12 protein-coding genes are annotated in these 12,619 nt (G+C 52.7%); 6 read left to right on the top strand and 6 right to left on the bottom strand.

Annotated features, from left to right (window positions below; all coding sequences use genetic code 11):
- From BMZ81_RS11835 to BMZ81_RS11850, 4 genes are read left to right on the top strand one after another with little or no spacing between them, the layout of a single operon-like run.
- Nucleotides 1-843, top strand: coding sequence for an enoyl-CoA hydratase/isomerase family protein (locus tag BMZ81_RS11835; RefSeq protein WP_207645626.1), 843 nt, complete (start codon nucleotides 1-3; stop codon nucleotides 841-843).
- A gap of 17 nt (nucleotides 844-860) precedes the next feature.
- The gene (locus tag BMZ81_RS11840; protein WP_091132359.1) at nucleotides 861-1,661 is read left to right on the top strand and encodes an enoyl-CoA hydratase/isomerase family protein; all 801 of its coding nucleotides are present in this window, start codon (nucleotides 861-863) and stop codon (nucleotides 1,659-1,661) included.
- 9 nt (nucleotides 1,662-1,670) lie between these two features.
- Nucleotides 1,671-2,480 (top strand): enoyl-CoA hydratase/isomerase family protein, encoded by an 810-nt coding sequence (locus BMZ81_RS11845; RefSeq protein ID WP_091132361.1) that lies wholly within the window; start codon nucleotides 1,671-1,673, stop codon nucleotides 2,478-2,480.
- A 2-nt stretch (nucleotides 2,481-2,482) separates the two neighbouring features.
- A complete protein-coding gene (locus tag BMZ81_RS11850) occupies nucleotides 2,483-3,286 on the top strand; it encodes an enoyl-CoA hydratase/isomerase family protein (protein ID WP_091132364.1) in 804 nt (267 codons plus the stop codon).
- 139 nt (nucleotides 3,287-3,425) lie between these two features.
- Here BMZ81_RS11850 and BMZ81_RS11855 read toward each other — a convergent pair whose 3' ends face one another.
- The 5 genes from BMZ81_RS11855 to BMZ81_RS11875 form a co-directional block, all read right to left on the bottom strand.
- On the bottom strand, nucleotides 3,426-4,301 hold the full coding sequence (locus tag BMZ81_RS11855; protein ID WP_091132366.1) for a DNA/RNA non-specific endonuclease: 876 nt from the start codon (nucleotides 4,299-4,301) through the stop codon (nucleotides 3,426-3,428).
- Nucleotides 4,298-4,708, bottom strand: a complete 411-nt coding sequence (locus BMZ81_RS11860; protein WP_091132367.1) for a hypothetical protein — start codon at nucleotides 4,706-4,708, stop codon at nucleotides 4,298-4,300. Before BMZ81_RS11860 ends, BMZ81_RS11855 begins: the two co-directional genes overlap by 4 nt.
- Nucleotides 4,709-4,949: 241 nt before the next feature.
- A complete protein-coding gene (locus tag BMZ81_RS11865) occupies nucleotides 4,950-5,792 on the bottom strand; it encodes a polysaccharide deacetylase family protein (protein WP_091132369.1) in 843 nt (280 codons plus the stop codon).
- A gap of 158 nt (nucleotides 5,793-5,950) precedes the next feature.
- Entirely contained in the window at nucleotides 5,951-9,520 is a 3,570-nt protein-coding gene (locus BMZ81_RS11870) for an S-layer homology domain-containing protein (RefSeq protein WP_091132371.1), read from the bottom strand.
- A gap of 238 nt (nucleotides 9,521-9,758) precedes the next feature.
- Nucleotides 9,759-10,931, bottom strand: coding sequence for an NAD(P)-dependent malic enzyme (locus BMZ81_RS11875; RefSeq protein WP_091132373.1), 1,173 nt, complete (start codon nucleotides 10,929-10,931; stop codon nucleotides 9,759-9,761).
- Between the two features lie 144 nt (nucleotides 10,932-11,075).
- On the opposite strand from BMZ81_RS11875, the gene BMZ81_RS11880 reads away from it, so the two are divergent.
- Nucleotides 11,076-11,507 carry an RrF2 family transcriptional regulator gene (locus BMZ81_RS11880; RefSeq protein WP_091132376.1) on the top strand — a complete coding sequence of 144 codons (432 nt, stop codon included), beginning with the start codon at nucleotides 11,076-11,078 and terminating at the stop codon, nucleotides 11,505-11,507.
- A 76-nt stretch (nucleotides 11,508-11,583) separates the two neighbouring features.
- Here the strand turns inward: BMZ81_RS11880 and BMZ81_RS11885 are convergent, their stop codons facing one another.
- Nucleotides 11,584-11,781, bottom strand: coding sequence for an alpha/beta-type small acid-soluble spore protein (locus tag BMZ81_RS11885; protein ID WP_091132377.1), 198 nt, complete (start codon nucleotides 11,779-11,781; stop codon nucleotides 11,584-11,586).
- Nucleotides 11,782-12,011: 230 nt separating this feature from the next.
- Between BMZ81_RS11885 and BMZ81_RS11890 the strand changes: the two genes are divergently transcribed.
- Complete coding sequence (locus BMZ81_RS11890; protein WP_091132379.1) at nucleotides 12,012-12,485, top strand: LURP-one-related/scramblase family protein; 474 nt, start codon at nucleotides 12,012-12,014, stop codon at nucleotides 12,483-12,485.
- Nucleotides 12,486-12,619 lie beyond the last annotated feature (134 nt).

Raw genomic sequence — 12,619 nt, forward strand, 5'->3', positions numbered from 1 at the left:
ATGATGGCAAACAATATCAAAGAGATGGAGACCGTTATCGTAGAGAGGCGGGGAAAAATCGGCATTATCACCCTGAATCGTCCGGACAAGCGCAACTCTCTCACGGATACACTGCTGAATGAGATGTATGCGGCGGTTACGGAACTGGATCAGGACGAGGAGATTCGGGTACTCATTGTCAAGGGTGCAGGCAAGGCCTTCTGCGCCGGCTACGATCTCTCTCCGAGAGAGGAGCCGTTTACGACGGTGCTGCAGTGGCGCACCCACGCAAAGCATGGAAACCGTCTGATGTTCTCCATTTGGAACTGCAGAAAGCCGGTCATTGCACAGATCCAAGGCTATGCGCTGGGCGGCGGCTGTGATCTGGCCATGGTATGCGACTTTACGATTGCGGCAGAAAGCTGCATGCTGGGCGAGCCTGAGATCCAGTTCAACTCCGCGCCTCCGTTCGGCAATATTATGCCGAACCTGATTGGCATGAAGAAAACCAAGGCACTGCTTCTGACCGGCGATCGCATTTCTGCTTCCGAGGCGGAGCGCATCGGCTTGGTAACAGCTTGTGTTCCGGACGACAAGCTGGAAGAAGAGGTCATGGCGCTCGCCAAGAAGCTGGTCAAGGTGCCCGTGCCGGCGATGCGGCTGAACAAGGAGGCAATCAACCGCAATTATGAAATCAGTGGTATGCTGGATGCTATCCACTTCAACGAGGAGATCTTTGCGGACGTGCTGATGAGCGAGACCCCGGAGGCCGCAAAGTTCTTTGAAATTCAAAATAAGGAAGGACTTGCTGCCGCCTTCAAGTGGCGCGATGCGTTCTTTGCAGAAGAGAATCCGGAGAACTAAGACGGAGGTGATCCCCCGTGACATACGAAAAAATTCGCTTGGAGATCAAGGATTCTGTGGGAGTCATTACCTTTGCAACGCCCCAGAAATACAATGCGCTCAGTCATCGGGCCTATGAGGAGATCTTAGATGCGCTGGACTCGATAAAGGAGAATGAGGAAATTGGCGCAGTCCTCTTTTGTGGTGAGGGAAAGGCGTTTTGCAGTGGATTTGACCTGGGCGAGTCCGCGGAGAATACAGATCCCTGGCCGCACTGGGAACGTTTTTTGCATCAGCGGGAGATGATGCTGAAAATTTACAATTTTCCAAAGCCCACGGTTGCTGCTGTGCAGGGATACTGCCTGGGCGGCGGCGTGGAGTTTACGAGCCTTGTGGATTTGATCATTGCAGCGGACAATGCTAAATTCGGGGATCCGGGCCTTCGCTATTCCAATGTTCCAGCTCCTACACTTTTGTGGCTGGCAGGCACCAGACGTGCAAAGCAGTATATGCTGATGGCTGAAAACTTCGATGCAAGAGAAGCGCTGAGAATTGGATACATCAATCGGGTGGTTCCGCTTGATGAGCTGTACGACACCGCTTTCCATACGGCAAAACGGCTGGCGGCCATGCCGATGGAAACCATGGAGGTAACAAAACGGCTCATCAATAAATCCCTGGACGGCATGGGCTTCAAAGCCTATGGTGACTGGGGCTGGGACACCTTCCACATCGCGAAAATCTCACCCACAAAACTCGGCGTGGAATTTGACACCATTGCGAAGGAAAAGGGCATGAAAGAAGCCTTCAAATGGTCCAATGCCCGGTACGAGGAGTAAGGAGGGGCTATGGAATACGCGAAATTACGCTATGAAGTCACGGATAATACGGCTATCTTCACGTTTTGCACCCCGGACAAGCTCAATGCCATGAGCATGCAGTGCTGGGAAGAGATTGGAGACGCTTTTTCACGGGCACAGTCGGATGACTCCGTACACAGCATTTTGTTTGCAGGAGAGGGAAAAGCGTTCTGCGCGGGCTTTGATCTGGAAGAGTCCTCCGATATGAAGGAGGACGGGGCCTATTCTCACTGGCGCACAATGTCGCTTGAGCGCGAACGGATGCTGCAGCTGTGGAATACAGACAAGCCGGTTATGGCGGCTGTTCAAGGGTACTGTCTGGGCGGTGGTTTTGAACTGACCAATCTGGTGGATCTGGTTATTGCTGCTGATGACGCCGTATTTGGGGATCCTGCTATGCGGTACTCGCTTATGCCGATGCCTGCCATGCAATGGATTACGGGCATTCGTTATGCCAAGGAAAACCTCCTGCTCAGCAACTATTTCTCTGCGGAGGAAGCCTACCGTATCGGCTATGCGAATATTGTGGTGCCAAAAGAACAGCTTATGGAGACGGCGATGAACTGGGCGCACCGTTTGGCAAAACTCCCGCCTGAGACGCTGCGCTTGACAAAGCGCCTCATTAACAAAACGATCGACGGTCAGGGCTTCAGCGAGTACGGCGACTGGGGCTGGGATATGTTCCACATTGTCAAAATGATGCCGACGGCTGTCAGCCAGGAATTCAATGCCATGGTTGCGGAAAAGGGTATGAAGGAAGCCATGCACTGGCTCAACAGCAGATATAAGGTGGTGTGAGTATGGAATTTGAGAGAATTTTATATCAGACCGAGGATCATGTCGCCCATATTATGCTGAACCAGCCGGATAAGCTCAATGTTCTGGGCGTCAACGCCTGGAGAGAGCTTGAGCGGGCGTTTCAAAAGGCACAGGAAGACGATGAGGTGACTGCCGTTCTGCTGTACGGCAACGGGCGATCCTTCTGCGCGGGATTTGATATGCAGGACTCTGTGGATATGAAGGAGGCCTCCCAGTGGCAGCAATATCGTGAGGTCTGCGAGGAGCGAGACCATGTACGCAGTGTGTGGGAGTGCAGCAAACCGGTGGTAGCCGCCGTGCAGGGGCACTGCCTGGGGAGCGGGTTTGAACTCTCGCTGATGTGCGATCTGGTCATTGCTGCCGACAATGCAAAGTTTGGCGAGACAGAGCTTCGATTTTCCACGACGCCGCAGCCAAGCGCGCTCTGGTATACCAGCGTCCGCAAGGCACGGGAATTACTGATGCTGGCAGACAGAATCTCGGCCCAGGAGGCCTATGAGATTGGATTGGTCAACCGGGTTGTTCCAGCAGATTCCTTGATGGAGGAGGCTGGAAAAGTTGTGAAGCGATTATCCAGGCTGCCCACGGAAACCATGCAGATTACAAAGCGCATGATGAACCGGGCGTTGGATGGGAATGGGTTCCTGCGTTTTAACGACTGGGGATATGATTTCCTCCATCTCTCAAAGGGAATGCCGACCAGGGTCGGAAAACAGTTTGATGAAATCGCCGCGAACGAGGGAATGAAGGCTGCCATCACCTGGATGAATGAACGGTATCGGTGAGAGCATAGATTTCATCCTTTCGAAGAGGCCGCTGACCGCAAAAACGGGCATAAACTGATAGCGAGGGTGCTGATAGTTGTATATCAGCACCCTCGCTTTTACCACGGACGCATCAAACGGTTGTCCATAGGTATCCGCTTTATGGCTTGCATTGTCCGCAAGGCTCATAGCCCTCGGAAATCAGGGTATCCCGGCTGCCTATATAGACTTCCTTGTTGGCCTCGCTCATGGCGGCGGCACCGGAGCAGGCAGGATCGTGAAACTTGCGGGACTTGGTGTTCAGAATGTAAGTAGCTTCCACAGACGCCGTTCCCTCTTTATCGGAGGCGGTGTCTGCTTCCGCCAGGCAACTTTCCCCGGTGGCATAATCAATGGAGACACCGGGCTGGTTGTTGTAAACATAGACGTTGAAGCAGACGCCTTCACCGTCATCCTCTACCGATATGGCCTCCATCTGGACGCCGCTGGCAACCAGGTTGCTGTCCTGAAAGATGGGGGTTACCCGATAGAGAACATGGTTTCCGGTCTCTTTCACGTAGTCCGCCACCAAGTTTTCAAAAGGCAGCATACCGTCCACATTCATATAGCGGGTGCCTGTAATCAGGTTTTTCTCGTTGGCATTTTCTGCGGTCAACTGATAGCCGATGAGATGACATCGGTTATAGAGATACTTCCCATCCACAAAGTCATACTTTACAGTCTGCCATCCGGTGGGTTTTACCTGCCCGATGCTTCCCCGCGCTTCGGTTGGCATGGTGTCTAGGCCTACATTTGCATAGGCTGTGCCACAGCGGCCCAGCCAGTCCAGATCACTGTATTCCTCAAAGGAGGCGGTTGTGAAATCTGCTTCCGGAAAATCAGGCTGGTTATTCTGCAGGACCACATAGGGCTCGCCGGAGAAATCCGGAATATCCGCCAGGTCTGCATAAGAAGTACCTTGAGATGCATCCAATGCGCAGCCCGTCAGCAGTGCACAGATCAAAAGGAAAAGAAGCTGTGTTTGCAGTTGTTTCATCGTGCATAGAGTTCCTTTGTAATTTTTTCGTGAGAGGAACCGGCAAATTCTTCCCGGCGCAGCAGCTTCCACAGATCATCCAGCGGCAGCTGAAGGGAGCGATCCGCCGGATAGGCCCGGTTCCAACAATAAAGCAGGAGACGGTCTGCGTGTTCCAAAAGCGGCTGAAGGGGCAGATCTTCCGCAAAACAGAAATCCTCGCTGGACATCTGCTCCAACGGCGCCTCTGAAATGGAGAGATTATCTGGCGCTTCCATAGAAAACTGCCGGGCGGAGTATTCGCTCATCCATAGGCGGTGCCCGGCCGCCTCCCGCAGCAGATCCGCCCGGAGCAGACGATCCTGGCTCTGCCGCCGGCCGTTGAACAGAATTCCGCCGCGGCCGTCAATGCATATCATCAGTGTCAAAACGGTGCCTCCGTTTCCGGCTGCCGAAGCAGCCTGTATATTTATTATCATATCATAAAAGCCGGAGGGGTTCCATAACAAAAAGTGCTTCTGCCGAAAAAGCGGACGCCCTGTCCAAAGACAGGACGTCCGCCTTTTTGCTGCGGAGCAATCGAAAAGACCGTGGCGCGGTTAAGATTTTAGGCATAGCTGTGGAACGCAATATGCCGAAAAAATAGGGTTTTACACAATGGCTGCAGACTTACTCCGCCTGCAAGACCGGCGTTTCAGGGAGCTCGGTCAGGGAGGCAAAGGTAAAGCCCATTTCCTCCCATTTTGTCAAAAGCTCGTCCAAAATATCAGCGTTGGTTTTAGAAGTGGAATGGAGCAGCACGATGGCCCCATTGTGAATGCGGGGGAGCAGCTTTGAGTAGGCCTGCTCGGCTGTTGGCTGGTCATCTACATACCAGTCCACATAAGCAAGACTCCAGAAAACGGTCTTATATCCCAGCGCATAGGCTTGCCGTAGGTTTTCCACGTTGTATTTTCCTTGAGGCGGGCGGTAAAACATGGGAAGGCATTCTCCAGTGGTATCCTGATAGATCGCGGCAAGATCGTCTAATTCTTTTTGAAAGGCTGCCTGGTCGGAAATTTGGGACATGTCCGGATGGTGATAGGTGTGGTTGCCGACAATGTGCCCTTCAGCGGCCATCCTTCGAATCAAATCTGGCGCAGTTTCGACCATATTGCCCACTACAAAAAACGCTGCTGGGGCATGGTGCTTTTTTAGCGCGTCCAAAATTTGACCGGTATAGCCGTTTTCATATCCGCAGTCAAATGTCAGGTAGATCACTTTTTTGCTGGTGTCCCCCAAATAATACGCCCCATATTGTGCCAGATCCTGGGCGCTGGCATTTCCGACCGGGGATTCTCCCTCTGTGGGAAATGAAAGCCCCCAGTTGTCCGTGGAAGCGGGTACGGCAACAGGCACAGAGGTCTCCAGGGATTCATCGCGGTCTCTGAGCTCGTAGAGAAACGTACCGGCAAAAAAGAGCACAGTCAGCACGGTGAGCGTGATCAGGGTGCGGCGGTAAACTGCAAGCATGATAAAACCTCCTGCTTTTCATAAAACGTGTCTGCTTTCAGGCTCTCCAGAAACCGCAGTGATTATGCGGAAGCAGGCGGTGAAAATTTCCAAAAAAATTCCTGGGAACGACATAGCCGCTCCCAGGAATTTTTTGCAGGAGTTGATGGAAAGAAAACTTAGTTCGCCCGCTCCATCCGCCAAACGATGGCGGAAATCTGGCCGCGAGTCAGAGTGTTTGAGGGCTTATAGGTGCTGGTGCCATTGGAGAAGTATCCCTCCACAATGCCGGCGGCGTACAGTGCCTGCACATAGACGTCAGAGGTATCTGTGAAGGGCTTGACGCTGGAAAGATCGGAAGTGTTCAGCTTCATAGCTTTCGCAGCAATCTGTGCCACTGCCAGACGGGTGATGGGCCGATCCAGGTCGATGTTGCCGGTCACCAGGCCTGCAGACTTTGCCTTTGCCAGATACCCGCTGAAAGGATGGGAGCCGGTGGGCTGCTGGACGGAGTAGCCGGAGGCCAGCATAATGAGCTTCAGGGCCTGACCGTAGGTGACTGTGTTGTTGGGCCGGAAGCTGCCGTCCTGATAGCCGTCGATGACCTTGGCATCGCTCAGTTCGGCCACGTACTTATAGCACCAGGTGGAAGAGGTCACGTCGGAGAACTTTTTCACACTGTTTACCACGCCCAGGCAGAACTTGCCGCTGGCGATGGCATTGCCGTTGGTACTGTACGCCACATAGGGGATTTCCACAGATCCGGTAAAGCCGCTGGCAGGCACAAACCGCAGCTGGCTGATGCGCTGGCTGCCAGTGGAGTAGTCATACTTGACAGAAGTACTGGCCTTTGTGCTGGTGCCACTGCCGACATACACGGTTCCCACGGAGGAAGCCGGCAGTTCCAGCAGCTGAATGCTGCCAAGTGTCATGCCGGTAGCACTGGAGACCGCCGTATAAATGGCAGAGGCTGGGAAGGCAACAGAGGTTCCTTTTGGCGTGACGCCATAGACCTCAGAGACGGTGCTGTACGTTACGCTGATCAAAATCGTACCGGACACAGAGCGGGAACCGGTGGAATATGCGGTGAAGGGGATGGATGCGCAGTAGTTGACGCCGCTGGGGATATACGTCAACTCACTCAATGCGTACTGGCTGGTGGAGCTGGGGCTGAAGTAGAACTTCTGATCGTCACAGTTGGAACTGGTCAGTTTCAGCTTAGAAGAGCCGTACTTGCTGACGCCATAGTAGTCATAGTACAGGCTGCCGGAAGAGGGAACGCCGCCCAGCTCTATATAGGAGAGCGTATTGTTTGGATACTGCTCGTTGAAGAAGCGGGCAATGTCGTTGGGATTGATCTGCACATTGGTATTGTAAGTGGTGTAATACCGGATGTCGCCTTTTCCGTTGGCGGCAGTGCTGCTTTTGGGCTCAATGCGCAAGGTACCCTCTACGTACCGGCTACCGGAGTAATAGGCTGTAAAGGTCAGAGTCACGGCGGTGTCGAAATCGTCGCTGGCTACAAAGGACAGGCTGTTCAGGGCATAGTCACCGTCATCCTCGTTTTTATAATAGAACTTGTAATCGTCAATATTGCCCTTGGTAAAGCTCTTCTCGTCGTCGCCGTCATAGTCGGAATAGATGACGCCGTTGGAGGAAACCAGCGTGCTGTCCGCCTTAAAAGTGACATACTTGATGGTATAGGAAGAGTACTCCTCCTGGAAATAGTCGTTGAAGTCGGTGCGGTCAAACTCAACTTCATCGTCGGGATCCACCTGATAGGTGATGTCCGCCTTGCTGGATGTTCCGTCTCCCTCACCAATCTCAATAATTAGGGTTCCCGTCACTTTGCGGCTAGTGGAGTAATAGGCGGTAAAGCTGATCTCCACCGTCTGCTCATCCGCGTCATCAGGGGCCACAAAGGAGAGCTTGCTCAAATCATAGTCACCGTAATCGCTGTCCTCGTAATAGAACTTGTAGTCATCGATGCTGCTTTTTGTGAAGGCCTTTTCGCTGGATTTGCCATAGTTGTAATAAACGGTGCCCTCACTTGTGCTGAGCGTGTCGTCCGTCTCAAAGGTGACGTAACGGAGCGTGTAGTTGTCGTACTCCTCCTGGAAGTAGTCATTGAAGTCATCGGCGTCAAAGTCCACCTCATCACCGGGATCCACCTGATAGGTGATGTCGCCGTCTGCAGAGGAACCGCTGCCGGAAACCTTGATTTCTACGGTCCCCTCCACATAATCGCTGGAGGAGTAGCAGGCCCGGTAAGTGAGCTTGACGGTCCGGCTGTCGGCATCCTTGGGAGCCGCAAAGGACAGGCTGTTCAAGGCATAATCACCGTAGTCGCTGTTACTATAATAGAAATTGTAGCTGTCAATATTGCTTTTGGTAAACGCTTTCTCACCGGAACGGTCGTAATTGTAATAAACCGTACCGTTAGAGGTGGAAAGGGAGGCCGTGGTCTCAAAGGTCACATATTTAATAGTGCCGGAATCGTACTCCTCACGATAGGCAGATTGGAAGTCGCTGCGGTCAAAGGACACCTCATCTCCCGCATCTACCTTGTAGGTGATGGTTTTGCCGGAAGTGGAGGAAGCGTCCACATTCAGTGTGATAGATCCGGAAACGGAATTGCCGTTGTCATCTGTGGCCGTATAGCCGATGGTGAAGGTGTCCTTGCTGGTGGGGACAAAATAGAAATTGGCCACAGAGCTGTAAGAATAAGAACTGCTACTGCTGGTGGAAACAGATGTGCTCTTGCTGCTGGAGGTGTATAGCTTGCCATAAGTAGAGGAGGACAGGCTGGTAAAGCGCACATTTGAAAAGCTGGTACCCGTGATATTGCTGAACTTGCCATTAATGGTACTGCGCAGATCGCTGCCGACCTTGACGCCGCTGGCAGTGCCATCCACGTTTAAAGATCCATTCTGGCTGGTGGCCTTCACAGTGTAAGCGGCAGAGTATGTGGTATTGCTGGACACCGTTGTGGAGGCAACGTCAATCAGGGACTGCCCGGTATAGACAGCCTTTGTATTGGATCCGGAAACCCAGCCCTTGAAGGTATAGGTCTTGTTTGTGCCACTCATGGTGGGATTGCTGGGCTTGGAAGGACGAGAGCCCTTCGAGACCTCCTGCGTGCTGTGGGTACTGGATCCATTCTTGAACGTCACAGTAATTTTACTGGAAACAGGCAGTCCGCCGTATTTGCAGACGTCACACACGCCGTCTCCATTGCTGTCGGTATGGGAAGCTTTTGAGGAGGAACCCCCGCAAATCGTGCAGATCTGCCAATGAGAACTTGAATTACTGGAATACTCCCCGGAAGCGTAGCTGTGGCTCGCTTCATTCAGGTGTTCCGGACAGCCGGATGCGGCTGTACAGGCGTGCCAGTGTTTCGTCGTATTATAGGACCAATCATCTGAGGCAGTGTGGTTCCCTGTGGCCGTGATGGACTCGGACTTGGAGTAGCCGCATACGGAGCAAATTCGGTGTCCGGTTCCTGCCTGGTAACAGGTTGGCTCCGAATCTACCACGATATCGCCGAATTTGTGTGATTCGTAGTCGGACTTTGCAGTACAGTCCTTGACAGTACAAACATGCCAATGTGAATCAGCATCGTTTTTCCAAGCCTCTCCGTAGACATGTTTGTGCTCTTCACCTTCTGCCATTGCAGCGGGCACCATGCCCACCACCATGACCATGGCCAGCAAAAATGCCGGCAGCTGCTTTTTCCAGAATCCTCTCATAGTTTTCCCTCCGTCTGTGATTCCTGGTATGGTTACATAATATTCCTACCTGTACCATATCTGAAATGCCCGCTTAAATCATGAACAAATTATGAACAAGAACGGGTTTTTCCAGATTTCTTTTGTGAATTTTTTACATATCCATGTATTTCCAAAAAAATTCTGAAAATGCATAAAATATGCCTGAAAAAAACAGCCGCAGCGGCTTAAACACTGCGGCTGTTTTTGCGGAAGTGAATTAGATTCTGGCTACGCCGGAGTCATAGGCGGCCTGCCTGACGGCATCCGCTACAGCAGTCCTGACTCTGGGGTCGAAGGCGGCGGGAATAATGTAATCCGCGCTGAGATCATCGCCCACCAAATCCGCCAAAGCGTGCGCTGCGGCAATCTTCATGGCGTCGTTGATGTCGCTGGCCCGGGCATCCAGTGCCCCCCGGAAGATACCGGGGAAGGCAAGCACGTTGTTGATCTGATTCGGATAGTCGCTGCGCCCGGTGGCGCATACTGCCGCGCCGCCAGCCTTGGCATCATCCGGGAAAATCTCCGGCGTGGGATTTGCGCAGGCAAATAAAATGGCGTCACGGTTCATGGTCTTTACCATCTCTGTGGTAACCATCCCCGGGGCGGAGACGCCAATGAACACGTCCGCACCGGCCAGCACATCTGCCAGAGAACCGCTCCGCTTGGCTGGATTCGTCATGTGAGACATCTCCTCTTTAATCCAGTTCATTCCTTCCGTTCGTCCGGCGTAGATAGCACCCTTTCGGTCGCAGAGCACCACGTCCTTCGCTCCTGCGGAGAGGAGGAGCTTGGTGATGGAAATGGCAGCTGCTCCGGCACCGTTAATGACGATCCGCACCGATTCCAGATCCTTGCCCACTACCTTCAGGGCGTTGGTGAGACCTGCCAGTGTGATAACGGCGGTGCCGTGCTGGTCGTCGTGGAAAATAGGAATGTCGCAGCGCTCCTTCAGCTTCCGCTCAATTTCAAAGCAGCGGGGGGCGGAGATGTCCTCCAGATTCACACCGCCAAAGCTTCCGGCTAGAAGGGCCACCGTGTTGACAATATCCTCTACGTCCTTGCTGTGGATGCACAGGGGAATGGCGTCCACCCCGCCGAAGGCCTTGAACAGAACGCACTTCCCTTCCATGACGGGCATACCAGCCTCAGGGCCGATGTCGCCCAGACCCAGGACCGCGCTGCCGTCGGTAACCACTGCCACGGTATTCCATCGCCGGGTCAACTCATAACTCTTGCTGGCGTCCTTTTGAATTTCCAGGCAAGGCTGCGCGACGCCCGGGGTATAGGCCAGGGAGAGAGCCTCCTTGGAATCCACCGCCGCACGGGGTGTTACCTCCAGTTTTCCCTTCCATTCATAGTGCAGGCGCAAAGACTCCTTTGCATAATCCATTCTCATGTGCTCCTCTCGTTGATTCAATCAATGTGAAAAAAAGTAAATTTATTGTACGAAAAAGCTTGGCAAATGTCAATTCACACTTGTAATCCCAGTTATCCTATGGCAAAATAGGAATTACAAAAAAGAGGAGGGAGCTGTATGAAGATTTCCACAAAGGGGCGGTATGCGCTGCGTCTGATGACAGATGTGGCCATTCATCAGGCCGATGGGCTTGTACCGCTGAAGGATGTGGCGGCCCGGCAGGGAATTTCTGTGAAATATCTGGAGCAGATCGCCAGCACTCTCTCAAAGGCGGAGCTGCTCCGCAGCGGCCGGGGCGCACAGGGCGGATACTGCCTCGCCCGGGATCCGGCGCTGTATACGGTGGGTGCCATTCTGCGTATCACGGAGGGGAACCTTGCACCGGTGGCCTGCCTGGAAACCTCGGAAAACCACTGCGAGCGGTGCGATGCCTGTGCAACACTGGACTTTTGGACCGGCCTGTATGCCACGGTCAACGCCTATGTGGATCGCTTTACCTTGGCGGATTTGGTAAGAGCAGAACAGGAAAAAACGGGGACTCAAACATAAATAGCGGAGAAAGACGCTTTTGTCCGAAAAAAACGGCCCGGCGATTGCCGGGCCGCTTTGGTGTTTCAGCGGGAATTTACAGAGACTTCTCGTAGGACTCGATCATCTTCTTGACCATCTGGCCGCCGACAGAGCCGGCCTCGCGGGAGGTCAGGTCGCCATTGTAGCCTTCCTTCAGGTTGACGCCAACCTCGGAAGCAGCCTCCATCTTGAACTTATCCATAGCGGCACGGGCCTCGGGAATGTTGAGCTTGTTATTATTCTTGCTAGACATACTTATTTTCTCCTTTTCATCAATCATACTTGTGTGTGGGTTTTCTGGGTATCGCAAGCATAGTTTGACTCGAAAAAACAGGAATATGCCGATTTCCTGCCGGAAAAATTTTGAAAATAGGGAGAGAGCAATTCGATTTTTTTGACGATATAAAATGAGTATGGTATGATAACACTTAAAAAATGTGGCTGCCTGCAAAAACGTCTTTATCTTTTGGGAGGTGTACCGAAATGCGGCTTTGGTTTCAACAGCGCCTGTTTTCCTGGTTTGACAGCTATGACATCTATGATGAAGCGGGCAATCCCGTCTATACGGTGGAGGGAAAACTCTCCTGGGGACACTGCCTTCACATTTTGGACAGGGCCGGGAACCATATCGGCACGGTGCAGGAAAAGGTTTTTACCTTTTTGCCGAAATTTGAAATGTACATCGAAGACCGGTATGTGGGCTGTATTCAAAAGGAATTCACGTTTTTTACCCCCCGGTATGACATTGACTGCAATGGCTGGCAGGTGGAGGGCAGCTTTCTGGAGTGGGACTATGTGGTCCGGGAGGCCTGCGGCGGAACGGTGGCCACCATTACAAAGGAGCTGTTTCACTGGACGGACACCTATGTCATTGATGTGCCGGATCCGCAGAACGCCCTGTGCGCCCTGATGCTGGTGCTGGCCATTGATGCGGAAAAGTGTTCCCGCAGCAACTGAATCCACAAAAAAATACCTCACGGCTTAACCCGTGAGGCATTTTTCTTTGTACATAGAAAACCACCAGCAGTGCTGGTGGTTCCAAAAAGCTTTAGCTATGCACAGAAAAAAGTATCCTCCTTTGGTAGGATGAA

The sequence above is a fragment of the Oscillibacter sp. PC13 genome (assembly GCF_900115635.1).
GTDB lineage: Bacteria > Bacillota > Clostridia > Oscillospirales > Oscillospiraceae > Oscillibacter.

Bases quoted from the DNA above. Each gene is read 5' to 3' on its own strand.
- BMZ81_RS11835 (WP_207645626.1), top strand. From the start codon at position 1: ATGATGGCAAACAATATCAAAGAGATGGAGACCGTTATCGTAGAGAGG.
- BMZ81_RS11845 (WP_091132361.1), top strand. From the start codon at position 1,671: ATGGAATACGCGAAATTACGCTATGAAGTCACGGATAATACGGCTATC.
- BMZ81_RS11850 (WP_091132364.1), top strand. From the start codon at position 2,483: ATGGAATTTGAGAGAATTTTATATCAGACCGAGGATCATGTCGCCCAT.
- BMZ81_RS11855 (WP_091132366.1), bottom strand. From the start codon at position 4,301: ATGAAACAACTGCAAACACAGCTTCTTTTCCTTTTGATCTGTGCACTG.
- BMZ81_RS11865 (WP_091132369.1), bottom strand. From the start codon at position 5,792: ATGCTTGCAGTTTACCGCCGCACCCTGATCACGCTCACCGTGCTGACT.
- BMZ81_RS11870 (WP_091132371.1), bottom strand. From the start codon at position 9,520: ATGAGAGGATTCTGGAAAAAGCAGCTGCCGGCATTTTTGCTGGCCATG.
- BMZ81_RS11875 (WP_091132373.1), bottom strand. From the start codon at position 10,931: ATGGATTATGCAAAGGAGTCTTTGCGCCTGCACTATGAATGGAAGGGA.
- BMZ81_RS11880 (WP_091132376.1), top strand. From the start codon at position 11,076: ATGAAGATTTCCACAAAGGGGCGGTATGCGCTGCGTCTGATGACAGAT.
- BMZ81_RS11885 (WP_091132377.1), bottom strand. From the start codon at position 11,781: ATGTCTAGCAAGAATAATAACAAGCTCAACATTCCCGAGGCCCGTGCC.
- BMZ81_RS11890 (WP_091132379.1), top strand. From the start codon at position 12,012: ATGCGGCTTTGGTTTCAACAGCGCCTGTTTTCCTGGTTTGACAGCTAT.